Origin of the sequence: Bacillus sp. Marseille-P3661 (assembly GCF_900240995.1) — a bacterium.
Lineage (GTDB): Bacteria > Bacillota > Bacilli > Bacillales > Bacillaceae_J > OESV01.
The window spans coordinates 1,498,951-1,525,648 of the sequence record NZ_LT965953.1 but is presented as its reverse complement, the minus strand read 5'-3'; the positions used below and the strand labels follow the sequence as shown (position 1 = coordinate 1,525,648).

Annotated in this window: 23 protein-coding genes, 1 pseudogene and 1 riboswitch; of the genes and pseudogenes, 16 read left to right on the top strand and 8 right to left on the bottom strand. The window is 33.9% G+C overall.

The window, feature by feature from the left end:
* Window positions 1–30: 30 nt before the first annotated feature.
* Window positions 31–213: a hypothetical protein gene (locus C1724_RS07175; RefSeq protein WP_102346017.1), complete on the top strand. Its 183-nt coding sequence runs from the start codon at window positions 31–33 to the stop codon at window positions 211–213.
* A gap of 46 nt (window positions 214–259) precedes the next feature.
* A riboswitch (cyclic di-AMP (ydaO/yuaA leader) is annotated at window positions 260–399 on the top strand.
* A gap of 72 nt (window positions 400–471) precedes the next feature.
* Here the strand turns inward: C1724_RS07175 and C1724_RS07170 are convergent.
* Window positions 472–843 (bottom strand): hypothetical protein, encoded by a 372-nt coding sequence (locus C1724_RS07170; protein ID WP_102346016.1) that lies wholly within the window; start codon window positions 841–843, stop codon window positions 472–474.
* A 403-nt stretch (window positions 844–1,246) separates the two neighbouring features.
* Here C1724_RS07170 and C1724_RS07165 point away from each other — a divergent pair, with 403 nt between their 5' ends.
* Window positions 1,247–4,123, top strand: a complete 2,877-nt coding sequence (locus tag C1724_RS07165) for a stalk domain-containing protein (protein WP_102346015.1) — start codon at window positions 1,247–1,249, stop codon at window positions 4,121–4,123.
* Between the two features lie 181 nt (window positions 4,124–4,304).
* Window positions 4,305–6,368 carry an S-layer homology domain-containing protein gene (locus tag C1724_RS07160; protein ID WP_102346014.1) on the top strand — a complete coding sequence of 688 codons (2,064 nt, stop codon included), beginning with the start codon at window positions 4,305–4,307 and terminating at the stop codon, window positions 6,366–6,368.
* 920 nt (window positions 6,369–7,288) lie between these two features.
* Here the strand turns inward: C1724_RS07160 and C1724_RS26355 are convergent.
* Window positions 7,289–7,651, bottom strand: coding sequence for a CBO0543 family protein (locus tag C1724_RS26355; protein ID WP_374703445.1), 363 nt, complete (start codon window positions 7,649–7,651; stop codon window positions 7,289–7,291).
* Between the two features lie 306 nt (window positions 7,652–7,957).
* Window positions 7,958–8,416: a CBO0543 family protein gene (locus C1724_RS07150; RefSeq protein WP_102346012.1), complete on the bottom strand. Its 459-nt coding sequence runs from the start codon at window positions 8,414–8,416 to the stop codon at window positions 7,958–7,960.
* 644 nt (window positions 8,417–9,060) lie between these two features.
* Here C1724_RS07150 and C1724_RS07145 point away from each other — a divergent pair.
* Window positions 9,061–9,576 (top strand): hypothetical protein, encoded by a 516-nt coding sequence (locus C1724_RS07145; RefSeq protein ID WP_102346011.1) that lies wholly within the window; start codon window positions 9,061–9,063, stop codon window positions 9,574–9,576.
* A gap of 378 nt (window positions 9,577–9,954) precedes the next feature.
* Entirely contained in the window at window positions 9,955–10,908 is a 954-nt protein-coding gene (locus C1724_RS07140) for a YVTN family beta-propeller repeat-containing protein (RefSeq protein WP_102346010.1), read from the top strand.
* 217 nt (window positions 10,909–11,125) lie between these two features.
* On the opposite strand, the gene C1724_RS07135 is transcribed toward C1724_RS07140, so the two are convergent.
* The 5 genes and pseudogenes from C1724_RS07135 to C1724_RS07110 form a co-directional block, all read right to left on the bottom strand.
* Window positions 11,126–11,665 (bottom strand): hypothetical protein, encoded by a 540-nt coding sequence (locus C1724_RS07135; protein WP_102346009.1) that lies wholly within the window; start codon window positions 11,663–11,665, stop codon window positions 11,126–11,128.
* A 387-nt stretch (window positions 11,666–12,052) separates the two neighbouring features.
* Window positions 12,053–12,517 (bottom strand): hypothetical protein, encoded by a 465-nt coding sequence (locus C1724_RS07130; protein ID WP_102346008.1) that lies wholly within the window; start codon window positions 12,515–12,517, stop codon window positions 12,053–12,055.
* A gap of 43 nt (window positions 12,518–12,560) precedes the next feature.
* A complete protein-coding gene (locus C1724_RS07125; protein WP_102346007.1) occupies window positions 12,561–13,571 on the bottom strand; it encodes a DUF3231 family protein in 1,011 nt (336 codons plus the stop codon).
* 1,602 nt (window positions 13,572–15,173) lie between these two features.
* Window positions 15,174–15,419 (bottom strand): annotated as a pseudogene (locus tag C1724_RS26350) (OsmC family protein); the annotation flags it as partial.
* Between the two features lie 21 nt (window positions 15,420–15,440).
* Window positions 15,441–15,641 (bottom strand): hypothetical protein, encoded by a 201-nt coding sequence (locus C1724_RS07110; protein ID WP_102346004.1) that lies wholly within the window; start codon window positions 15,639–15,641, stop codon window positions 15,441–15,443.
* A gap of 193 nt (window positions 15,642–15,834) precedes the next feature.
* Between C1724_RS07110 and C1724_RS07105 the strand changes: the two genes are divergently transcribed.
* The 11 genes from C1724_RS07105 to C1724_RS07050 all read left to right on the top strand — a co-directional run bounded on the left by C1724_RS07105 (window position 15,835) and on the right by C1724_RS07050 (window position 26,684).
* Window positions 15,835–16,437 (top strand): DsbA family oxidoreductase, encoded by a 603-nt coding sequence (locus C1724_RS07105; RefSeq protein WP_102346003.1) that lies wholly within the window; start codon window positions 15,835–15,837, stop codon window positions 16,435–16,437.
* Between the two features lie 254 nt (window positions 16,438–16,691).
* Entirely contained in the window at window positions 16,692–17,108 is a 417-nt protein-coding gene (locus tag C1724_RS07100; protein WP_102346002.1) for a hypothetical protein, read from the top strand.
* A 194-nt stretch (window positions 17,109–17,302) separates the two neighbouring features.
* Window positions 17,303–17,569 carry a hypothetical protein gene (locus tag C1724_RS07095; protein WP_102346001.1) on the top strand — a complete coding sequence of 89 codons (267 nt, stop codon included), beginning with the start codon at window positions 17,303–17,305 and terminating at the stop codon, window positions 17,567–17,569.
* Complete coding sequence (locus C1724_RS07090; protein WP_102346000.1) at window positions 17,569–17,799, top strand: hypothetical protein; 231 nt, start codon at window positions 17,569–17,571, stop codon at window positions 17,797–17,799. The genes C1724_RS07095 and C1724_RS07090 overlap by 1 nt, the downstream gene beginning before the upstream one ends.
* A 998-nt stretch (window positions 17,800–18,797) precedes the next feature.
* Complete coding sequence (locus C1724_RS07085; protein WP_180994158.1) at window positions 18,798–19,064, top strand: HIT family protein; 267 nt, start codon at window positions 18,798–18,800, stop codon at window positions 19,062–19,064.
* A 749-nt stretch (window positions 19,065–19,813) separates the two neighbouring features.
* On the top strand, window positions 19,814–20,785 hold the full coding sequence (locus C1724_RS07080) for a sugar-binding transcriptional regulator (protein ID WP_180994157.1): 972 nt from the start codon (window positions 19,814–19,816) through the stop codon (window positions 20,783–20,785).
* A 608-nt stretch (window positions 20,786–21,393) separates the two neighbouring features.
* Entirely contained in the window at window positions 21,394–22,173 is a 780-nt protein-coding gene (locus C1724_RS07070) for an SDR family NAD(P)-dependent oxidoreductase (RefSeq protein WP_102345998.1), read from the top strand.
* Between the two features lie 86 nt (window positions 22,174–22,259).
* Window positions 22,260–22,937, top strand: a complete 678-nt coding sequence (locus C1724_RS07065) for a nuclear transport factor 2 family protein (protein WP_102345997.1) — start codon at window positions 22,260–22,262, stop codon at window positions 22,935–22,937.
* 33 nt (window positions 22,938–22,970) lie between these two features.
* Window positions 22,971–23,639, top strand: coding sequence for a nuclear transport factor 2 family protein (locus tag C1724_RS07060; RefSeq protein WP_102345996.1), 669 nt, complete (start codon window positions 22,971–22,973; stop codon window positions 23,637–23,639).
* A 544-nt stretch (window positions 23,640–24,183) separates the two neighbouring features.
* Entirely contained in the window at window positions 24,184–24,963 is a 780-nt protein-coding gene (locus C1724_RS07055; RefSeq protein WP_102345995.1) for an SDR family NAD(P)-dependent oxidoreductase, read from the top strand.
* Window positions 24,964–25,739: 776 nt separating this feature from the next.
* Window positions 25,740–26,684 (top strand): ABC transporter permease, encoded by a 945-nt coding sequence (locus C1724_RS07050; protein WP_102345994.1) that lies wholly within the window; start codon window positions 25,740–25,742, stop codon window positions 26,682–26,684.
* Window positions 26,685–26,698 lie beyond the last annotated feature (14 nt).

Below are 26,698 nucleotides of genomic sequence, written 5' to 3'. Positions count from 1 at the left end.
AAATAAAAACGAATAAGTGAGGGAACTTTAATGTGGGTAATTACTGTGTATGAAAAAAATGATGTTCAAATGTATGAATTTGATAATCAGCAAGAGGCAAAAGAATCTTTTAAGAAAATTAAAGGAAGCAAAGTTCTTAGTGAAGTTGTTTACTATAACGACTTTGATTCAAAACTTATCGAAGAAGCGTATTCGAACTCAAAAGTTTCTTAAAAGTGACAAACCTTATTACTTACCTAATACCAACTAAAAAAGTTTCCTTTCTAAATCGCCGAAACCATAGTGTGCGGGGGAACCATCTAGATTCAATAGAATCCAAGGGGTGAATCCTATAAATAGGTAGGGCTACTCATGGCCCGAATCCGACAGCTAACCTCGTAAGCGTTATAGAGAGATTGTGGAGCTTATAGCATCCAAGAGAATGTGTCTACAGGTCATGATTCATGGCTTGTAGACACTTTTTATGTTCTACTATATTTCAATGTTTTCTCTTTTTAAGACAGGCAAATAAACTCCATGTGATTGGCCATTTCTATACTTAAAAATAGCTACAGGTGATCTGTTACTAGAAATATATCCTTCTATTATTTCGTTAAAACAAATTTCATGTTCAGAAATGAAGTAATCTCTTGTAAAAGGCATTTCGGGTGTTAAAGTAAATACATCATATCCACCTATATCTTTATAATCTCGACTAGGCAAATCAAATTCATCTCTTCTTCTTGCTGCCTCGCCATACATTCCTTTAATATAAAGGACGACTTCATCAGAAATAACATGTTTTAATGGATCAAAATCATCGTATTTCACCCATCCATTTACTCTCGCTATATGTTTCTCCACCTGTATTCTCCCCTTTGTATAGATTGACTCTTTATCATAATAATATTAATTATTTTTATTTTATCAGAATATTTAGAACTATAATAGCATCTAAAAATGAATGGTTTGATGAGCCAGAGGGATGAGCCAGAGGGATGAGCCAGAGGGATGAGCCAGAGGGACAGGTACCGTGGCACAAATTAGTAAATAATCGAGCCAGAGGGACAGGTACCGTGGCACAAATTAGTAAATAATCAACCAATGAGCCAATGGACCTGTCCCTCTGGCTCTCCCTCTGGCTCTAGCGTGGTTTGATGTATTGATAAAATTGGAAATCAAATAGTAATGCAATCCGTGTTAATATAGTCTCTGTAATGTATATTTGTATAGGTATTTATACCCAGTTAATGAAAGGGGGATTTAGATGAAAAAAATTATTTCTATTTTAATATTTAATCTCCTTATACTTAATGCAGTTGTTGTTTCAGCAAATGAAACTGACACAAATGGTGAGATTGCATTGCTAGTAGGTAATAACCAATCAATTGTAGCGGGTAAAAAAGTAGCTATAGACCCTTTAGATAAAAATATTAAGCCTATTATAAAAAATAACAGAACGCTAATACCCATTCGCTTTGTGTCTGAAAGATTTGGGGCTAGCGTGGATTGGGACAATGAAACGAGAATCATATCTATTCAGGTCGATCACAATCAATTAAAGATGACTGTAGGAATCTCAGAGATTGATAAAAACGGTAAGATCACGAATTTAGATGTAGCACCTGAAATTTTAAACGATAGAACGTATTTGCCGATACGAGCCGTAACAGAAGCGATGGGTAAAGAAATTCTTTATAAAAATGGTCTGATTATCATTTCAGATCAAGAAAAAACCTATAATGAAGATGATCTTGTTAACCTAATCAATCAGTTAAATAATGGGATTGTATTAATGGTAGATAGTAATCAATCAATCGTAGATGGTAAAATCACGCCATTAGACAGTGGAAATACTCCGGTTATAAAGGAATATCGGACGCTCGTACCTATTCGCTTTGTTGCTCAACAATTTGGAGCGAATGTAGATTGGAATCCTCAAAAACAAGCTATTTCAATTGAACTAGGCAACAATGAGTTAGAACTAGTAGTTGGATCATCACTCCTAAAGAAAAATGGTTCAAGTACTAAAATTGATGTAGCACCTCAAATTATCAATGGATCGACATACTTACCGATTCGAGCCATTTCAGAATCATTAGGAAAAGAAATTTTTTATAAAGATGGTCTAATATTTATTTCAGAAGTTGAAGTTAATTATACAGACCCTACTATTGCTATTTTTGCGAAACAATTAAAACCCAAGGGTATTCAAAAGACAACAGCTGAAATCGTTCGGGAATCGAAGGAAAGTGTAGTCATTATTAAAGGCTTAAATAATGGAACAGTGGGAGGATTTGGAACTGGATTTTTTGTCGGTGAAGGATTAGTAATGACTAATGCACATGTGATTAATGGTTTTGATGATCTAGTAATTGAGGATTATACAGGGAAAACTTATACGGTTGAAGGTATATATAAATATGATATAAAGCTTGATTTAGCCGTATTAAAGCTTGATAAAATCCAAGCTGCGAAATCGTTAAAACTTGGTGAAGTAACTAAAAATGAAACTGGTGAAAATGTTATTGCAATTGGACACTCTGCTGGTTTGTATTGGTCAGCTACACAAGGGATTATTAGTGATTTCAGAGAAGAAGAATTTTTTGGAGTAACATACATTCAAACAGACGCTGCTGTTACACACGGTGGCTCTGGTGGTCCACTTTTCAACAAATATGGTGAAGTCATTGGTGTGATCTCACAAGGTGTGGAAAATGAAAAATTTAATTTTGCAGTCATCCCTAAAGGTGAATTGTACATGAATTATCAAGAGGTTGACTACAATACCATGCCGTTAATCTCTGCTGAATATTTTGAAGCTTCTTATCAGGAAAGTAGTTCTGTTCTGGATGCAATAACCAGTTATTTAAGAGCATTCCTCTCAAATAATAAAGATTATTATATTTCAACACTCCATCCAAACAGTCCCTATTTCCAATTAGAGGTAGAATATTTTGACGAAACAGCAGCTCTTTACAATGGATATGAATCCGAAATTAACGGCTTTGTAGTAGATAAATATGGAGATACTTTTTTAGCAAACGCAGGTATAGTGTTAACAAAAGATAATGAAAATAAGTACTTAGTAAATATGTTTGCGCGCTTAGAATACAATGAAAACGCAGAAAAATATCAATTTATAGTAACGTATTTGGATATTGAAGAGATTGGAGGAGGACAAACACCATCACATGAAGACCCTCCATTAGAAGTTGTAGACAAATCAATAGATTTCTATCAGAATCTAGACTTTAAACCATACGATGTAAAGTTTGATGAAGAAAATGGAATCATCTATATGATTGATAAAGGTAGTAAAAGCTTAGTGAAATATTCGATTGAAGATAAAAGAATGGACAAACAAACCTTTGAATATATGCCTGAACGATTGGACTTAGATCATGGTAAGGTGTATGTAACTCTTATTTCACAAGAACATAGTTCCTATGTTTTTGAAGAAGATCAAACAGGTTATATTGGCGTTGTCGATGCGGATACACTAGATGTTATCAAAATAATAGACATTGGGTTTGATCCTTACGATGTCGCGGCGGTAAATGGATTTATTTACGTCCCTGGAGGTTCAGGGCAATGGACAGATATACGGAGCTACTCAGAGGAAACTGGGATTGAAGTAGATCGCGCAAGAATTAGTGAAGCAAGTCCAGTTGAAAAACATCCATCAGGTGACAAATTATACACGATCACAACGAACTCTTCACCAAGAGATATGAGTGTATATATGATTAACAATGGTCAAATTGTAACAAGCTATGATTCTATTTATCATGGTGATTATCCAATGTTGGTAGGATTTACGTTTTCGCCTGATGGGAAATTTATTTATAACCATTCAGGAGTGATCTTTAAAACAGGCTACGGAAGAGAAAGTGATATACAGTACTTTAATAAATTTAATCAATCTATCAATAGTGTCGCTTTTGATACAGAAAGCAACAAAATGTTCGTCAATGTGGGTTCGGCAGGTATGATCAATGTTTATGATGCGACAACATTAAAAGGGATCGGAACATTACAAACATCAACTACTGTTAATTTTATGAGTGTTATTAATCAAAAAATCATAACGATCGAGCATAAGGGTGGAGATAATGGAATTAATGTAATAGAAACAAAATAGGGTCATACTTCGTTAAGAAAACTAGAAAATACTAATAATATATCTGTAAAATCTCATAGAAAGTCCTCATCAAATTTATTGGTGAGGACACTCTTATGCACTTTTAAAATACTTGTTTCCCATATATTACATCACTATTCAAGTATGAAATTATATTAAAATATTTATCGGAGGTGTACATGTGATAAATAAAATTACGTTACTAATACTCATGTTAATATTAATAAATCCAGCAAATTTTACTTATGCTGATTCTAGTAGCCAGCCTGAAATGCTTGTTTTAAATAAGAATTTCATGCAGTTAACGGTCGGTGAAGAAGAGCAAAACGTTACAAAAGCAGAAATCGCAAAATTGCTAGTAGACGCTTTTGGCTATAATCCATTATTATCTGACACTGATTTTATCGATGTCCCGAAAGATCATCCTTATTATCGGGAGATTTCTGCTGCATTTGAACATGGCTTAATAAGTATAGATGCTCCAAATCAATTTCAACCTGATCGTGAATTAACGAGAAGTGATGTTGCACTATATTTTACTAAAAACTTAAAGCTTGTTACTAATGATCAATCTATACCAACAATCAAAGATGTAAGAGAAAGTATGTATAATTGGGAAGGTATTGTTAGTGTTGTCCAAAGAGGGATTATGGAAACAGATTTACAAGGGTATTTTCATCCAAACGAAAAGATGAAAATGAACATAAATAGTAAGCTCATACCATTGGGGACATCAAAACGAGTTGTGTGGAGTAGTAGTAATAAGAAAGTTGCAGCTGTAGATCAAACCGGACAAGTAACACCTGTTTCTCCTGGAATTGCAGTCATATCAGCAATGACTACAGACGAATCATTATTAGCAACATGCGTAGTTTCTGTCGTTGAATCAAATCGTGGTGTACAGGCACCAGAAACTGTATTTCAAGATTTAAAAAATCATTGGGCAATGGTTGATATCCTTGATCTAAAGATGCGTGGACTTGTTAGTGGTATTACGGATCATACATTTTTACCGAATAGTGAGATTACAAGAGCGCAATTTTCGGCTTTAATATTAAGAGCATTAGGTTTGGAAGGAACAGCAGTTAGTCAAAACCACTTTTCGGATGTTGAAATGGATAAATGGTACGCGGGTGTTGTTTCACGGGCATACGAGGAAGGCTTAGTGGGAGGATTTCCTGATGGAACTTTTAAACCAGAAGCTCAAATAACACGCCAAGAAATGGCAGCGTTATTAGTAAGAGCTATTAAAAAGATTGAATCGAATGTTGAAGCTTCCATTCAGGACCTTGATAAATTTTCAGATTATCAAAACATTGATAATTGGGCTAGAAAAGACGTTGCTGTCATTGTAAAAAAAGGAATTATGAGTGGCGTTCCTACAGGAGAATTTATTCCAAAGGAAGGGGCAACAAGAGCAGAGAGTGCAGTAACGATAAAAAGATTCATTGACCTTTTACTTGACTATCAATCTGAAAAAGAAACAACATCTGATATCTTAATTCACTTTGATCCAGAATTGAGAGATGTCGTAGATGGGGAAACATTAAAAGGTGAAGATGTTAGACCAATCCAATTAGGATTTACAATGGATGAGGTCTTGCAAGTGATGGGATATCCTGATGGAGGAGTTGGAACAACAGTTGAGGAAGGAAATGAAAGTGCAGATATGGTCATTCCAGAAACCGTAGGGTTTTGTTACGGAGGATCTTGCGTTCAATTCGATCGTGAAGGTGGAGTAGTGGTTAGTATTGATAACAGTGGTGGGAATTTAAAGCTAAGCGATGTTACGGAGCCAACATATGAACCTATATATTTAGGGGCAACAAAAGAACAGGTTCATAAGGCATTTGGAGATCCTACCCTTATTAATTCTTCTGCAGACCCTAGTTATGCTTATAGCTATCTTTATCCGGGGATGAGTCTAGCTTTTAACAATGACGATAAACTGATTTACTTTAAAGATTTGGACTACCGCGATGAAGTTACTCCACAAGTGGATGATATTGATTATCGGGTACTTGTTCAAGCAGAAATTGATTCGAATATTAAAAGCATTTCAGTTGGATCTACGAAAGACGAAGTCATTTCTGTATTGGGTCAGCCTGTAGAGGTTTGGGGCAGCACAACCTATTTGAACTGGCTTATGGCTGATACTTCTATCATTAGCTTTGACGATACAGGTCGTGTATCATATTTTGAATTGTATCCAAATTTTTCAGGTCCATGGAGTAACCTGCAATAATAAGCATTCAGTTTTTTGAAACTTGAAACCTGAAAGTGATGAAAATAAGTATTAATAAAATCAGCGATCACTTTTTTAGTGATCGTTTTTCGTATTTGACTGAAAATGCACAACAACTTGAAAGTAAAAAAACAACCCTCTCAGATAGTAACAGGTTTACTTCAGAGGTGCAAACATTGTAAAACACATAGGAAAGCGCACTTGAATTCACTTTATAATTCACAGTGCGTTTTTTATTGATTTATAAACATGTTGGCGAATTTTAATAACTTATCGTCTCCTAATNTAACAGGTTTACTTCAGAGGTGCAAACATTGTAAAACACATAGGAAAGCGCACTTGAATTCACTTTATAATTCACAGTGCGTTTTTTATTGATTTATAAACATGTTGGCGAATTTTAATAACTTATCGTCTCCTAATTCACATAGTCAATCACAGGGTATGAAATAATTATTGGAGGGCCTTGATTTTGCGATTTAGTATGTAGATTATAATTGAGTAACCAGAGTTATTAATAATAAGCGGAGATTTTTCGGTTAAACAGCAGGATAGAGCTTGGTTTGGGGTATATAAGCGGAGATTTTCCGATTAAGCAAAGCAAAGGTACCCATTTTTACGTTTTTCGAGTAAATAGGCGGAATCTTTCCGTCTATTTAAGCTATTTTCAGTGCTATTTCCTAATTAAGCGAAATTTCTCCGCTTATATATCAAACTCGCTTTGGCATCTAATGAAATTGGACAACTTACGGGTTGTTTCGGGAAAAAATGAAAATTAAAAATGGCTTAGAGATATTGCATCTCTAAGCCTTTTTACTGTGAAGTTTATGTGATTAGCTATTTGATTCGGTCTGCGATTTACCGTTTTGCACCTCACAAGTAAACCCGTTACTCAGATAGTTAGTTTTTAACATATTGTTTTAATTTTTAATGATTGACCAATTAATGAAAAGAAGTAGAAAAAGTAAAGGATATATGGGGATGGAATACACTAATTTCCAGCCATTATATTGGAATATCCCTACCTGTACTGCTACCCATTCATAAACAATTGCAAATCCAGACCATCCAATAGTATAAAATAATTTCTTTTTTAGAGTTCCTTTTCTTGTTGGATAGAAGTTTAAAAATATAATATTTACTGCTGGATAAATCCAGAAGACAAACCAAAGTGTTTCAGAGTCAACCCCAGGACTAAAGTACCAATAAAGACGGTACTTAAATTCTAAATATATATCAGTTATTAATTGTAAAACGGTTGAGAACAAGGAAGTTGTGTACATTTCAAAAAGAGTAATTTTCTTGGGCATAAAATAAATAATAAACCCAGAAATCAATATAGAAAAAAATAATAAGTATATTTTTTCCGCCTCCCTCAATTAATGATTACCCACTTTTATAAACTATATAAACAAGCAGAGGAGTCGAATGTAGAAAAATGTCAATTTTTAAATAACTTATGTAGAAATCCTGATTTTCTAATTCGGTTTTAGAACAAAGACTGGGGTTATTAATTATTCAATAAGCGTATGAGAAATAGGGAATTGTTATAAGTGCTTACTGTTTTAATATGAGACATAAAGTGGTAGTTAGTTATTCCTTTTCTTTTCTATCCATTTATAATGAAAATAAAAAATAATGTATAATACCCAATCCGCCCAATAAGAGTGAAATAAGTTCCACCATTTCAAATGTATAAACCATTCCATTCTTACAAAGAGCCATTCAGCTATTATACTAAAGGTTGTCCAATAAAAAAGATATTTGAACATCGATGAAATAGATTGTTTTTTGGGTAGCCATTGCAGGAATAAATACATAATGACAAAATAGACACCCCAAGAAGTTAACCAACGTGCAATAAAAATATGTAGTCTGTTTTCTATATTAAACTTCCATAACTCCACAACATGCATAAATAAATCACTCATTAATGCGACGATCATACCAAAGTAAACAGTTGATAAAAAGAACGGAAGTTTGCTTTTATCTGCAAACAAAATATAAAAAATCCAAGACACTACAAATAATGTGATAGCGAATGTCATTCCAACACCCCGTTCATTCCATTAATTAATATGCATACTATTCGCTAATTTTGAAAAAGAAATACATATGAGGAATAGGTACTTTAGATTAGGATTTTATTCAAGCGTGATCCTTTAGTATTATCAATTGAGTAACGATGGACTCTTTAGGCTAATTTTATATAGTGATGTTAAATTTGTATTTTTTTTCCTGCTCTCCTACCTCCTTGCAAAAGGTGTAGGGATTATAGGGGATCTCCTCATTGGTGCGTAGTGAACATAATAATTAAACATGTATATGGGACTCTCTGTTGCGCAGTACAAGGATACTTTGAAGAATTCAAGCTAAATAAATTGAAGGAATACCGAAGGAAAAAGCGCTCTGAATGATAGGCGCTTTTCTTACTGAAAACAGATAAAATGACATAAGTTCTTTATTATCATTGATTGGTTTTATACATACTTTTACAGACATATACACTTATCACAAATTAGTTATAAATTAAGAACTGTACAAGGATTAAGCAAACGATACTGATTAGTTCTAAAGAAATCATTTGTCAAGTCATTGAATTTATCTAAGACAACTTTAATAGGTAGTTTTTTATAATATTTGGATACATTAAAAAATAATGGAACAATTCGAGGAGAGGTGACATTCACATATGGCTTCAAAGCGGCACAAATTATTAAATTTATTTTTAATATTTATACCCTGGTTATCGTTGTTATTTATAGGTAAGCGTGGTATTAAACGTTATTCTTTAGCAAGTTTTTTTATAGCTATCTTTGAAATAATGAATCATTTGTATGGGCGTAAAAGGAATTGGTGGGAATTTTATGATATGCCAAATTCTTTTATAAGGGATGAACTTCCTTTCGATATTGGTGCTTATTTCCCTATGTCTTTGTGGTTCCTTAAATTTTCATATGGAAACTTTAAAAAATTTGTTTTGATTAATGCGATAGCAAATGGACTCTTTGCTTTTCTCTTCATGCCTTTCTTAAAAAAAATTAAAATTATTCGTCTTAATAGGCTAAACTATTTTCAATTCTTTATATATATACATTACAAAGCATATATATTGTATGCGGTACAATATTTGATTGATAAAATGAAAGGATATAACGGTGTACTTGATAATAAAGTTAGAGTTACTCAACTATACGAGTTTATTTAGAAGAAGATCAACTAATAAAACAAACTATTTTAATGCGCAGTTCAAATAAGTTGAAAATTACCTAGAGACGATTACGTTTATTTTGTAATCGTCTCTTCGTATTTGACTTTATACTGCGCAGCAATGCTCTTCACTTTAGAGGATAAAAGGAATCTGCTGCAGATTATCATATAAGTCCACATGGTCTGCTTCAGGAATAATTAATAATTCTTTAGGCTCTCTAGCTAACTTGGAGACATCTTCTGAGTAGATACCAGCAATTGATAAAATAGGACGCGGAAGATAAGCCCCCTATAATTCAATAAGTAGTTCATAGCACAAGCAGTAAACATGTTACTTTCATAACCTGTTATAAATTATAAAAAGGCAGGTAATATCATGGGCATTCGACCATGTCGTTGTTGTAAAAAATGTAAATGTATTTGTCCCCCAGGACCTCCAGTATCGGTTAACCGTATTTATATAACAAACGAGAACAGCAATGAAGTCTCGGTCATCGATGGAACTACCAATACTCTAGTGTCGACTATTCCTTTGGGGATAAACAGAAACCCACGTGGGGTAGGAGTAAACCCATTAACCAATCGAATATATGTATCAAATGCTTCCAGTAGGGATGTTTCAGTGATTGACGGTGTAACCAATTCAGTGATTGCTACTACAAGTGTCGGGGCAAGTCCATTTGGAGTGGGAGTGAATCCCTCAACAAATACTGTTTATATAGCAAATCAAGGAGATAATACTGTTTCAGTGATTAGTGGAGTAACGAATTCAGTGATTACTACCATTTTAGTTGGGAATAATCCGATAGGAGTAGGGGTGAATCCCTCAACGAATACTGTTTATGTTTCTTATGATTTAAACAATGTGGCGGTAATCGATAGCTTAACGAATACAGTAATTGGAAACATTATAGTTGGTGGTTCTCCTCTAGGTGTGGGAGTCAACCCATTGACCAATCGTATATATGTAGCAAATCAAACAAGTGATGATGTTTCTGTCATCGATGGAACCAGCAATACTGTGATTTCTACGATTTCCGTTGGAGAGGAACCATTCGGTGTGGGAGTCAATACGTCTACCAATACCATTTATGTATCAAATAGAATTGATAATATTGTATCTGTGATTGATGGGACTACCAATACTGTCATAACTACTATTCCAGTCGGTAATTCTCCAAATGGTGTCGGAGTCAACCCGTTGACCAATCGTATTTATGTAGTAAATGAGGATAGTGATAATGTGACGGTCATCGATGGGATTAGCAATTCTGTGATTACCACTCTATCTGTCGGAGATCGACCACGTTCTGCTGGAGTTAATCCATAAAGTAAAAGAATTGAAAATTATTATTGGAGAATAGACTAGCCGATTAGTTTGGAATTGAAAGGATAGTAGGAAAGATTTACGTTATAAAAATAAGACACTGATTTCAACTATATAGTAAGATTTTTACTCTAATGGAAATTAGAATTTGGGTTATGAAAAAGAAAAGAATAAAGATGAACTTTTCTTAACGTTCATCCTTTAATATAATGATCACTTTCTAAAAATTGTTCAATGAAAGTCCAATAAAAAGATCTTTATATGGACATATTGGAGTGATTGTATTGAGATCGATTGTACTTTCATCAAACACCAATGCGTGATTTTCCCAAAAAAGCAAGGACTCGATGAGTTCTTTTTTTGTTATGATGTTAGGATCTTCAGGTTCTTTATATGCCCCTTTGCCGGGAAACATCGTGACTAAAAAGTATTGATTGTTGTTCCTTCTGGTTCTGTTAAGGATCACAACAAAGGAACTGGTTATACTGCACTTTCTATTTTTAACAAACCTAGTATATATTTTTCTCTCTTTCCGCTGAGCGTAAACGATTTCTGAATTCTCATCCGTGTTTACCAATGATGTAATTCCAATGGGTTCGGGTGAATGAATAATGATTTTCTCAGATTGATTGGAAAGGTGATCGAAATAGCCTTCTTGCTCATAACTCCTTAGCATTTCTTTCCAATCGAAAAAGAATTCATCTTTATGAATTTCCATATGGATTTTACATTTATCAGAAATAATTATTTTCTTTTTCATGATTTATTGATCTCCTCTTAAATGTGAAAGGATTTTACGTTTTTGATTAGTTGGCTATAGTTTCTTACGGCTCATTATATTTATACAAATTCAACAAGCTCATTTTAATTATTAGATTCCATAAGAATTATTATGTAAACTTCAGAGATCCATAGGGACAGGTACCGTGGCATAAAAAATTATATGACACATTTAATTGGAAATTTGATTAAAAACCTTATGTGATCCATATGATTTTTAAAATTAATCACGGTAGTATTTTAATAAAATATAAAATGAGCCTATATAACAAGTAATGTATAAAAACTTGCATAATTTAGGCTCTTTAAGCTGTTTCTTTGTTTAAGTAAAGCACTCGTTAGCTGAACAAATTTATATTAAAAAATTTTAGTTATTAGAAATATCCAGTTTTGTTAGACTCTTCTTTATTATAATTCCTACAACTAATCCGGGAATTACACACAACATAGGGAGCCAAACAGGTCCCAGTAAAGTCCCAAATAATAGAAAACTTGAGGAATAAATACATCCCACTGTAACAAAATAGGCAGCAAACACAAAGGGAAGAAAAGAATACTTTTCTTTCCCACCTCCAGCATCCTTATAGGCATCCCACATTGCATAAAAATATAAACATGGATAAAACATTAACCACTGATAATCAGCCTGTGCAATCGCATTTTGAATATCGCCTTGAAAACTTGCAATAATTATAACGTTGAAATTCGCTTGAACATTTACCAGAAACTCTAATATCACAAAAACAATGCCTTTAATTACTTTTCCGTTTAGAAACTGACCAAACCCAGGAAGGGCGATGCTCCATAATAATTTTTCAATTGCATTATTCACATGATCACAATCCCCTTATGATTATCATCTCCTCATAGAAGTGTTATGATTTATAAAATTCGTTTCTATCAATGGGTTGTGGAGGCTGCTCTATCCAGCCTCGTTCAATCAAAAGTTTAAGCCCTTCGTCACCGTACTTCATTACCTCTGCTATAATAAGGATATACTGGGTTGCTAAATCTTTTCTCATTGAGACAGACAATGCATCTCCAAGTGCAGAAATAGCAATTTGGTTTGAAGTAGCTATAATAAACAGTATTAATCTTTCAGAAAATGGGGAAATTGTTGAATTTGTCACCTCCATAGTTATTGGGAATCCAATAAAATGATCATTTTCTTTTAATAACTTATCAAATGTATCCACTTGCTTTTCAGCAAGTTTTTTTCCCTTTAATAAATAGTTCTTTATTTCCTTATCTTTAGTTACCTGTATTAATCCCATCAAAAGGATTAGACCAATTGCATTTCTTTCGATTTCGATAAAAAGTTCTGTTATTTCTAAAGTATTTAGAGGTCTTTTATCACCTAACCAAGTATTTATTAATGATGGGTGATCTTTAATAAACTCAACATTTTTTGGATACTCCATCTTTGGAGGTCGATCATTTAATCCTTTTGAAAGCATAAGGTTTAATGCTTCCTTATGTAATTCCGTTTCACTGTTTAGACACTCCGCAAAAAAATTATAAATATCGATTCGTGTCACTCTAGAAAGAGTATTAGAATAATGAGGAATAATTACTTGCCCTCCACGATATAGAAAACTTAATGCAAATAAGTCTGTATAAAGGGCAGGGGCTGTTAAGTCAATATCTTTATCCGAAAATCCCTTTGGTATTGGGAAGTTTTCTTTTTCGAAAATTGTTTCGATTTTCCTAATAATTGTTTCAACCAAAACCACAGCTTCTTTAATAATTGACTTTATCTCCTCATCTTGAAGATATTGAAGAAAATATTTGTAAAAACATCTTACAGCTGTGTTTTGAATATATGTTCTCCACAGAGTTGCAATTTCAGGAGTAGTTAATTTAATATGAACATGATTATTTTCCATTTCCCATAAAAACCTCCTCAATATAATCCATTAAGGATAATATACCCCAAAATGGAAAAATATCCTTGGAACAACCTAAATTGTCCATCACCGAAAAAAGGCTCGATTTAAAAGCCCTTTTTTTAATCCTCTAATTCGTAATATTATTGATGAACTAACTCATCTACTTCTTTCTCTGATTTCATATCAAATTGAAAAAAAAATACATTACACTATATTTTTACATACTTATTTCCCTATCCTGCTTCGTTAGTTCAACAAGCACAACTTCGTTAATATGCATAATTATTAGTATATATACATTTTACTTGAGCATTGATACTTCAAAAAAAACAGTGATTGTATGATTGTTAGGACCATCAACACACTCTTTCCTCAAAAAAGGAAGTCCTTAACTGGAAAAAAGTGTTGCATTTAACTAAGCAAAAACTGTGTCAACTCTTTCAAGCGGTCACACGTGGGCAGGTTAGCAGGATATTCAGTCATAAAATAATGTGTATTATTAAACATTTGAGAAAGATAATAAATGTAGAAATTAACACACAGGAGAAAGGAAATATAAATATGAAGAAAAATCATAACTCTAAATATTATATATTGCTCAGTTTTGTTCATATCCTTCTTCTCCTTTATGTTTTTTATAAAAGGAAAGACAGAAAAACGATTTTCTTTACACTTTTGTCTATAGTAGGTTTAGCCTTTTATTTTGAATATCCCCTATATATATTAAAAGCATATAAATATAAAACGAAACTACTTAGAAATAGAGAACAAGATAACTCATTTGGATCTGTTTTGTCCCAAGGATTGTTTGTTCCGACGGTTGCAATCTTCATTTCATCATTTCAATTAGGGTGGAAAATAAAATTCTTATTTACAATGTATTTTACTTTTATTGAAAGGTTATTTATAAAATTAAATATCTTTAATAATAGATGGTGGCATTCAATTTATACTATGATCTCCATTTTTACTTATTTTTTTATAAGTGATACTTGGTATAAAGGATTGAAGAATAGAAACAATTTCATTTTAAAAATGACTCAATACAATACCTTCCATGTAATTTATATGAATTTGTTATTTTTACTTTCCTTATTAAAGAAGTTTAGATTCAAGCCTGTAAGATTTACAACAAATCCTTGGTATCATCACTACTCTTTTGTCAAAGTTTATCTAACTTTTGAAACATTTTTAACAATGTATATTTCAGAACAAAAGAACAACAGATTAATGATACTCCCCTTCCTAATTATTTTATATATGGACTCTTTTTTTAAAAAATTAAATTATTTAAAAGTGAAGGGTAGCTATTGGGTATATGTTTTTCCTGTAAGGTTTCTTTCTCATTTGGCATTATATATATTACAAAAAGGGAAGAAGTCAATAGAAAATGATTCCTACTCATAAATTAATAGTTTGTTCAATAATCCACTTAAATTAACTGGCATTTGAAAGATCTATCAATTATGGGATCTACTGTAAGTAGTACAAAGATACTGGTAATCGAAAAAAAACTAAGAGACGTTTACTTTCAAAGTAATCGTCTCATCAAAATTGGACAAGAATGATCTTCAGAATTGAGTGAATTATTGAGTTCGATTAATATTCCTCAATTACCCATGTATGTTCAAATTCTACAGCCCCTTTAAGGGTCTGAGCAACTGGGCAATTTCGTTCAAAAACTGACAAAGCTCTTTCGGCAGCTTCCTTTTTGCCACTTGGAACTTTAACTTCGTAATGACAGCTAATTTTTGTGATTTTTAATACGCCTTCAGGAGCTTCTATAGTTCCTTGAACCTTTGCTTTCACATTATTTGTGGTTGGAATTTTACGCGCTTCCAGCGCGCCGGATAGTGTTCCAACTAGTCAGCCTCCTGCAGCAGATACAATATGATCAAGCGTTGAAGGATATTCAATTTCAGGTTCTACCCCATAAAACTTTTTAACTCCACCATGCACACCATATAATACTGGTTCCTCGAATCCGCTTATATTTGCTTGTCGGATTTTATTAGCAGTATCTTTTTGTAGTATTGTTATTTCGGTTAATTCGATTGGTCCACTCATTTAATAATCACCACCTAATATTAGAATATAAAATAATGCGATTTTAATGCAATTAATTGTATGAAAAAACCATGTATTAAGATTAATGGTGGGAAGTTTTGAGTTAGTAGGAAAAACTAAATCCCAAGTGTTAAGTACCTAGAAACATTTAAATGAATCAAGAATTTAAATACAAATGTAGGGAGGAAATAAAATGTCAATTAAAGTTAAAATATACTCGGATTACGTTTGACCATTTTGTTTTATAGCGGAGGCTCCGCTAGAAGAAGCACTGAAAGGAAAGGATGTTGAAGTTGAATGGATGCCATTTGAATTACGTCCTTATCCATCAGAAACGTTAAAACCAGAGGGGGATTATCTTCAAACGACATGGAAAAATTCTGTTTATCCGATGGCTGAACATTTTGGTGTGAAAATCGTTTTACCAAGAGTTTCTCCTCAGCCATATACACATTTAGCATTTGAAGGATATCAATATGCAAAGGAAAAAGGAAAAGGAAATGAGTATAACCATCGTATACTCATAGCATTTTTTCAGGAAGAACAGGATATTGGAAGTATAAAGGTACTAACTAAGTTAGCGGGAGAATTAGGGCTTAATGAGCAGGAATATCGTGAAGTGTTAGAAACAAGGAAATATAAAGAAGTACATCAGAAGGCATTACAACATGCTTATTCCGAAGCAAACATACAGGCTGTTCCTACGTTTATCATTGGAGATACAAAGGTTCAGGGTATGCGTTCAAAGCAGGAGCTAGAACAAATAATTGAAGATGAACTGGCCAAAATGAATTAGTTTGTTGAACTAATGGAAAATTTTAGATAACAAAAACTCTTTGCACAAGACTTAATATAAATTAAAAAGAAGTAGCTACCATAGGGGTGGCTACTTTTTAAACGTCAGCACTGTAATAATAAAAAGGGTGAGTTTGTTGAATTGATTCACTTAAACTATAGGGGTCCAAGAGTGTGCTAACGTAGCAGCGTAGAACAAGAAAGAAAAAATGGTATTATTATCTAGGAAACTTATTACTAAAAAGGGGTTTTATAATGAAGTTGAGAGTGTTGTTCGGTATTATTCTTATAATAATTTTAACTGCTTGTTCATCAACCACACAAACTGTTGTTTCTGATGAAGTAATCTTTTATGGCGAAGGAAAATATTGGAATGTTAGCTACATATACAATCCAGAATTGTATGATGAAAAAAAAGTAAACTGGGTTGAAATCGAATTGAAAGACTTAAAACTATCACAGGAAGATATAAATCATATTGACATTGAATTTGAAAGTAGCGAGGGTTTGATTACAGGGAATGTAGGGGATATGGAAACAAAAATTAAAGGTAACGTTATTTCTTTATTAGTTGGTACTGTTAATTTTGATACATATGAGGAAGATGAATATAAAATAACTATAAAATTCAAAGATAAACAAGATATTATCAAGTTGCAGATAAAACGTTGATATTAAACAAATGGGGGAGAATATTAAATAAGTAAAGATGCTCTTTTAAAAGGAAATTGTTAAATATGTACAGACGCTTTTTTAGACATGAAATAATTAGTAGGAACTTCAATACAATTATTATTTGGAATAGGATATTACGTGAGATCGATATGGTATTATTAGAGAAAGAATCATAATGGTGGTGATTTACTATGGGAAGAATTCATTCTTCCGAAGAACTGATGAATCATATTGCAAATATGAATAGTGAGAATTCTGTATTTCAGTTTTCTATTCCAGGTAAAGGGAAATTTACACTTGTTCTTCAAGAAGAAGATGAAAAATCCATAAAAGTTGAAGCAGAAGAAAATCCTGAACTCGAACGTATGTTGAAGGAGAGTATGGAGCAGTATGAAAATGGTCATGGTATGACTACCACAGAGTTATTAAAATCACTTTCCAAAAAGAATTTTATGTAATGTATGATCGACATGTTATTTGGTCCCCAGCTGTCCAAGCAAAACTAACTCAGTTTAGAAGCGAGAGGTTTACCTCAGAAGAAACCCTTGACTTTATTTCTCAGTTTATCTTAGAAACCGAAGAAGTGCTACAAAATTATATTATTGGGAAATCGTATACTGAAGAATTTGGTAAATATAAAGGTATTGCAAGAGTAGTGGACAAGAAATTTAGGATTTATTACAATTAATTGATAAGGATGTTGTGATTTAGCCATCCTTTTCCCAGGTGAAAACTAAATATATTCGATACATGCGACCATATAATTATAGTTTAATATGGTCTTTTATATTGCGTTAAAATTAACTAAATTTGAAGATTTGTGAAGTTATACACTTGAAATAAGGGGGGCTAATATTAAATATAAATGTCAATGTTATTATATACCTTTTTGATTGCTTAAGAATGTTGGGTTCAAGTGCCTACCCCCTTGTCAAGTACAGCGTTAATCAACTGGGGGCAGGTACTTTCTTTATACTCATTTTATTTATTAGGTTACCATAATTAATATTATGGTAACTACCTCTACGCAAAATACAGCTTTATTATGGAAATTTTTCAAGCAATTAAAAATGGACCCACTTTTAGTCAGAAACCTTCTAGTTATTTATTGGGAAAGGTGTATTGCCGCCCTTAAAATAACTTTTTGGAGTTTACTCAAATGAGTGAGACGATAATGGTTCAGAGGGACAGGTTCATTGAGCGTCTTAAAATTGCCTCCCAATGGAACAAGTATTAGCGTGGAAGGATAGGAAGTGTTCTAGAGGTATACAGATTTAATAATGGACCTGGGACAATAAATAAAATGCCCTCCCAATTGTTAGACACACATAACTATCAATTAGATGTACCTAATTTTCTATGAAACTTATAGTTGGAAGGGAGAAAGGAAAGATTGGTAACACCCTTTCCTTTTATGTAGGTATGTATGGCAATAGGGGGATACTGTGGTTGTTGAAGTAGAACAAATCGGCAAACTTTGTAACTATGTAAAATAGAAAATAATATCCGATTATGAAGTAATCAAAGCCAAATATCTTAGGTAGTGGAATTTAGAATCTTTTAAAACAAAAAAAGAAGAATTAGGACGGTTTTCAAGAAAAACAAAAGAAATAGCCTTACCAAGACAAAATCCTTGTTAAAAAACGGGTTATGTCTTTTTTTGTACTTAAAAATGGTCTTAAGATAATGGTAAATTATCCAAGAAAGATGAGGATCATTAGTCGTCGATGCTGCAATTTAACAAAGGACCAAATTGTAATGTATCAAGAGTATGCACCAGATGGTAATATCGGCGTCAACGTCGGTTTTTATGGTGGACAAACTGTTCCACAATTACATATTTATTTAATCCCTCGTTATAAAGGAGACATTGAGGACACAAGAGGCGGAATAAGAAAAGCGATTCGAATTTGGTGGAGTATCCGTAGGGGGGAATCATGCAAAGCTATTTAATTCCTTATAATGATCCTAGAAAAAATGATGGTGAAGAAGGCCCATGCTGCATGAGTTTACGTATGGGGACGTGAAAAACATAGGCGGTTATTTAAGAACGAAAAGGTGAAAATGGGGGTTATCTATATATCACAAATAATAGAGTGAAAAGTCACTACACAACTTCACTTATTATATAGAACCGGTTTGTTTTGAAAATAAGGCAAACAAAATCTTATAATTATTAGAAAAATATAAAAATCCATGGTGCGTACTGCTTGGAATCGATGCCGACATCAAATAATAAGTAATCGGTATGATATTGGTGAGTTGGAAAAAAACGTCCTTTTTGATGAAATGAAGATATGCGGACGTTCCTACAGGTACAGATTTGTTAAATAATTCGATACTTTTCAGATGATAAATGTACCATAACACAACTTATTTGTGATGTATCATATTCTTAAATAAAATGATGTTTGTCTAAAAAACAAGCACAATTGTGCGATTTTTTGGTGAACAAATGTGTTATTTCTTTTGTTTATAGACAAAAAAGTGAAATTAAATTATATTTTTTAGAAGGAACTATTTTTATGAAAACACTTACAAAAACTAAATAGAGAGGACCATACTTTTTAGAAGAGTTGAAATAATACTGAAATGATATATCTTACTTAAGGTCTTACAAAACATCATTACTTTGTTAAATAAAATCTTATTTTTGGATAAGCATTTAAATGATTTTTATAAATTGTATTGGAGGGATAATTTTGAATCCTAAAGAATTAAAGCCAAGAGAATTAAAACAATTAAGCCTTCTGGCGGATGTTGCAAACTTATATTACGAACATGATCTAACTCAGGCGGAGATTGCGGAAAAGCTATTTATCTCACGAACTCGGATTTCAAGACTTCTCAAACAGGCAAAAGAAAAAGGGATTGTCGAGATTAAAGTTAATTATCTTTTTGAGCGTAATTATGATTTGGAAGCAAATTTTAAAGAGCGGTTTAAACTCAAAGATGTAATACTTCTTAATAGTAACAATAAAAGTGAAAAAGATATCAGACGTGGAATAGGGTCACTTGCAGCTGCCTATCTAAAAAAGAGAGTTCGTAAAAATATGACATTAGGCGTATCCTGGGGCAGTACAATAAGTGAAACAGTAAATGCACTAGAAGTTGAAAAAAAGTTACCAATCAATATTGTACAGACAATGGGTGTATCCTCAATAGAAAATCCAAAGGTAGATTCTAGAGAAATTATTAGGAGATTAACCGAAATATATTCTGGTAGAGCTCATTATCTGAGTGCACCCCTTTATATCCAAGAACAATATGTTAAAGAGGCTATAATGAGTGATCCACTAATTTCAAAATCACTAGAGATGTTACGTAATGCTGACATTATCTTAACAGGGATAGGAACGCTTAATGAGGCAAAGTCTGCAAATCCTTGGCATGGTTATATGAATAAAAAAATGTATAAAGAGATCCAAAAGCAAGGTGGAGTAGGCTGTATTTGTGCACAATTCTTTGATCAGGACGGCAATGAGATTGATAGTGATTGGAACAGACAGTGTATTGGAATACGTTTAAACCAATTGAAAAGAGTGGAAGAAGTCGTTGCTGTGGCAGGTGGGCTAGAAAAAGCTTTGCCGATAATAGGTGCTATCAAAGGGAATTACATAAATGTACTCATTTCAGATACCGAAACAGCAAGGGCAATTATGAGCAAGTTCTAATTTAACTCTAATAATTCAATTTATTAGTATTTGATGTCTTAATAAGAGTTTTTAGATACTACTTTTAAATCCTAAATCAAGTAGTCAAACTTCCAATCTAACAAAAATGTATTTTAGTTTTTTACCAGTAAAGTAGAATTCAATATCAATTTTACAAAATATGGTTTGTATTCGGTAATTTCGATTGGTAGAAAAGTAGTTCCAATATAATTAAAACCACAATAGATCAATGCTAAATAATAACAAATAAAATGCACAATTGTGCTAATAACGATGCAATTAACTAAATATTTTGAATATATGTTACAGTATATTTAAAGCCGATTTACCAAGATATAGAAATCTAGTAAAACCGGTAAACAATTATTGGAGGTAATAATATGCAAAATGAAAGAAAACAACCGGTACCTGAGCAACCGATAATCTGGAATGGATGGGAACACCCAGAAGGTACTGGGGTGATAATAACAGGTGCAGCAAGTGGTATTGGACAGGCAGCAACAATACTTGCCGCTCGTATGGGAATGAAAGTAGCAGCGTGGGATATGAATCTCGAAGGTGTAAATAGAACAATTNAAAACCGGTAAACAATTATTGGAGGTAATAATATGCAAAATGAAAGAAAACAACCGGTACCTGAGCAACCGATAATCTGGAATGGATGGGAACACCCAGAAGGTACTGGGGTGATAATAACAGGTGCAGCAAGTGGTATTGGACAGGCAGCAACAATACTTGCCGCTCGTATGGGAATGAAAGTAGCAGCGTGGGATATGAATCTCGAAGGTGTAAATAGAACAATTGAAAGAGCTGAAGAGTATCGTGAAAACATTCTTCCTGTAAGAGTTCAAATTGGAGATGACGAAGAAGTAGCTAATGCAATGAAGGAAACAGTTGCTTTCGCTAAACCCCATGCACTGGTTAATGTTGCAGGGCCACAGATGATTGGGCATAAGTGGGATTTTGATGAAGTAACAGCTCTCGCTATAGGAAGTATACACCGTATTAGTCAGGCTTTCTTAGCAACAGATCCTGAAGAGGGTTCATCTATTGTAAATATATCAGCGCTTGCAGGAGTTTTTGAAGGCGGTGGTGGAGACTCTTGGTACGCCGCAGCAAAATCGGGAATAGCGGGCTATACACGTCATCAGGCAATTGAATTGAAAGGTAGACCACGAGTGAATTCAATAGCACCTGGAGGGCCGATTGTTACACCACGTAATTATAACGTTCTTCAACATATGCAAGGCTTTATTGATAAAAATCCGACAGGTCGTGCAGGACGGCCAGAAGAAATTGCAGCAGGAATCTTGTTCCTAATATCACCAGCAGCTAGTTATATTAACGGAGTAATCTTACCGATTGATGGCGGATTACATCTAGCTTAAGAGAATTTTCTTATAATAGTAAACTCCTAGAAACAAGATACAGTAAAACCTAAGAGGTAAAAGAATTATTGAAGGGAGAATTAACAATGGCAGGAAAAATTAGTGAAGAACGGAAAATAAATTTATTGAAATCAATTAAACGACTTCAAGCATATGAAGAAATTCAAAACAATATGGGAAGATGCGTTGTCGCATATAACTTTCGTGATGCTGACAAGGTATTGAGCCACTTTGCGCTAGGAAAACCTGATGTATCCCTAGAATACGCTGACGAAGGTGTTTTTGAAGGTCCGGAGGCAGTTAGGCAAATCGTTCATGAGGTTGTTGGAAAAACTGTGAAAGTTGGAGAAATGATGGACATACAATTAAACACTCCAATGATTGAAGTAGCGGAAGATTTAGAGACGGCTAAGGCGGTTTGGTGGGCCCCAGGCGCGGGAGCAATACCACAAGAAGAGGGACTACCAAAAGCGATTTGGAACTGGGGTATGATAGCTGCCGATTTCATATTCGAAGATGGTTCATGGAAGATTTGGCATATGCATTGGTTTAGGTTATTTAAATGTTCCTATGAAAAGGGATGGGTTGAAGATACTAGCATGATCAATAGATTAAATACCCCAGTACATCCATTAGCTAAACCGAGTACGTACCATAATCCGTATTCACCACTCAGTATACGTGAGGGTATCCCAGCTTGTCCTCGCCCATATGCCACATGGACTGACAGTAATTGGATGTTAGAACGAGACAAAAGTAAATAGTAATTAATCTTTTTTTAGGAAGGAGCGATCGAAGTGGAGTTGGATTTATCAGAGATAAATGAGATGAGTGAGCAAGAATTTACCGAGGCAGAACTTGCTGTGGAGAAATTGCTTGCCGTATGGGAAATAAAAAATTTACGCGGTTGCGCCGCTATCTTTCATGATGATCAACATATTGGTCAAAAAAGAAGAGAGTTACAAGCGACAAAACATCCAAGTGTAGATATGGATGCAATAAAAGCATTCCGAATGAAAGCTGTGGTAGACAGCTTAGAAGGCAATATGCTTATCCACCCACTAAGTACACCGATTATTGAAGTAAATGATGATTGTACAAAAGCAAGAGCTGTATGGTGGTCAATGGGAGTAGAGGCACTATCGAAATTTCGTGAAAAACCAATGGCTATAATTAGTCTTGGGATGGTTCCTGGAACACATATTAAAGAAGATGGAGAATGGCGTATCTTAAGTGGCGCATGGCAAAGAACAACCAAAAATGAATATAAAAAAGGCTGGGTGCATGATATGCAGCCTACGAATACTAGGCCACCATTGACACCTGAGCAGGATCGGAATTTCTTAGGTAAATATGCGTATCAGGCTGACGAAATTCGAAAAGCTTCTCCAGAACCTCCAACAAAAGATACTTGGGAGAAGTTCCCCAATGAGACTGATGATTCCTGGTTATATGTGAATTTGTAATAATAATAATCAAGTAGATTATGTGACCTTTAGCCAATTATAAAGATTCAACATCAGCTAAGATTCAATTTACATTCCATTTTGAGAAAATACCTTAATAAAAATAATCCCTATCCTTCTTAGAAGAATAGGGATTATTTTTATTGATTTATTTTAAGAGTTTTCTGAAATATCACCTATGTAGGGGTTGTTGCTATTACTATACTTTTTTCTGAATACTTACAATGCTATAGAATCTGAGAGAAGAAATAGCCAACAGATATTAAAATTCTAATTGAGGTTGATCTGTTTTTTAGTCTAAGCTATGTGTGGTTTTAATCGGAAAATTTGAATGATCTTACAAAAAGAAAAATTAATATAATTTCATTTTTTTCTACTATTTCAATGGTTGTTGCACAAAAGGCTATGTTTAAAAAGCACAAATGTGCTAATAACAGCATAGTTAACTAAATATTTTGAAAATATGTTACATTAAGTTTAACACCGATTTATCTAGAATAAGAAATCTAGTAAAAACCGGTAAACAATTATTGGAGGTAATAATATGCAAAATGAAAGAAAACAACCGGTACCTGAGCAACCGATAATCTGGAATGGATGGGAACACCCAGAAGGTACTGGGGTGATAATAACAGGTGCAGCAAGTGGTATTGGACAGGCAGCAACAATACTTGCCGCTCGTATGGGAATGAAAGTAGCAGCGTGGGATATGAATCTCGAAGGTGTAAATAGAACAATTGAAAGAGCTGAAGAGTATCGTGAAAACATTCTTCCTGTAAGAGTTCAAATTGGAGATGACGAAGAAGTAGCTAATGCAATGAAGGAAACAGTTGCTTTCGCTAAACCCCATGCACTGGTTAATGTTGCAGGGCCACAGATGATTGGGCATAAGTGGGATTTTGATGAAGTAACAGCTCTCGCTATAGGAAGTATACACCGTATTAGTCAGGCTTTCTTAGCAACAGATCCTGAAGAGGGTTCATCTATTGTAAATATATCAGCGCTTGCAGGAGTTTTTGAAGGTGGTGGTGGAGACTCTTGGTACGCCGCAGCAAAATCGGGAATAGCGGGCTATACACGTCATCAGGCAGTTGAATTGAAAGGTAGACCACGAGTGAATTCAATAGCACCTGGAGGGCCGATTGTTACACCACGTAATTATAACGTTCTTCAACATATGCAAGGCTTTATTGATAAAAATCCGACAGGTCGTGCAGGACGGCCAGAAGAAATTGCAGCAGGAATCTTGTTCCTAATATCACCAGCAGCTAGCTATATAAATGGAGTAATCTTACCGATTGATGGTGGGTTACACTTAGCATAGGGAATTGCCCTATGGACAGTGAATGATGGCTGTTTTTACCAATGAGTTGGATCGTGGAAGAGTTATCATTGCCTTGGTTCATAGGAGACCATATGCAAATCCTATTAAAAAAACTAGAAAAGGTGTTTTCCAGCATGATAGCTGTGGTAGACAGCTTGAGATGTAATTCGAAATTGCGTGAATATAACAATTGCGATAATTAGTCTTGGTATGGTCCCTGGTACCTGTTTAAGAAGATGGAGAATGTATGGTGTGTGTATGGTACAACCAAAAATCATTATAAAAAAGGTTGGGTATATTTCAACATACGAATACAAGGCCTCCATTGATACCTAGACAGATCGGATCTTTTTATGAAACTAGCATATCGGGTCGATGAAATTCAAGAGCTGTACCAGTACCGCCAACCAAGGATACGTAGTAAAGTGCCAGATGAAATCTTATAATTACTGGTTATAAGTTAATTTAAAATATTATTAGCACGAGTCATTATGTCCCATGTACAAGTTTAATTGATGATTTTGTATCTATGAATTCTAAATATCTAAAGTAGATTTTTATGGCTCTTTTTGCATGAAGATTTAATTAGGAACTCCTACCAAGAAGATTTGCTACCTCGCATGAATTAACCTTATTAATAGCCGAAAAATCACTTATGACTTTACATCCCGAGCTAAAAGTATATATGAACAGGTTAAATAAACAGTACTTTTGAAAACTATTTACAAAACTAAGACTATCTAGTTCAGATTAATATTAATGAAAGGGGACTATTCATGATAGCATTTTTGGTGCGAAGGATACTTCAAACAATAGTAATCCTATTTATGGTAAGTGTTTTTGTTTTTACGATTATGCACCTACTTCCAGGTGATCCAGTGAGTATAATGCTTGGTGAGGATGCAACGCCGGAAAAAGTAATGCAGGTGAAACAAGAGCTTGGGCTCGATAAGTCATTGCCAGCTCAGTATGTTGACTGGATCACCAAAGTTTTGCAAGGCGATTTAGGGAATTCCATTTCTTATCAATACACCGTTAATGAGCTTATCAGTAAAAGGTTGCCGATTACGCTACATATTGGTGTAAGCGCTTTTCTACTTTCTGTAATTATTGGCATACCTGCAGGGATTATCGCGGCAGTTAAAAGAGGGAGCCCAATTGACTCATTAATTACAGTAATTGCAAACTTTGGCATGGCAGTACCAATATTTTGGCTTGGTATATTAGGGATTTATATGTTCAGCCTTAAGCTCGGTTGGCTGCCAGTACAAGGTTATACATCACCATTCGAAGATTTCTGGAAGAGCTTTACTCAAGTTATAATGCCTGTAATTCTTCTTTCTTTAGTATCAGTAGCATACGTCACACGTCAAACTAGATCTGCAATGTTGGAGGTGGTTCGACAAGATTACATCCGGACGGCTCGTTCTAAAGGATTAAAAGAAAGCCATGTAATACTCAAACATTCACTTCGAAATGCATTAATACCTGTTATTACGATTCTCGGAATCGGACTTGCCCATACTGTAGGAGGCTCTATCTTTATCGAGCAAGTATTCAATATTCCGGGTATGGGAAATTTAATGATTCAAGCGATCTTTGCGAAAGATTATATCCTAGTTCAAGGTATTGTTCTAATCATAGCAAGCGTTGTATCCTTTTGCAACCTTCTTGTGGATATAACTTACGGATATATTGATCCGAGAATTAGATATAAATGAGAGGAGTGAATAAA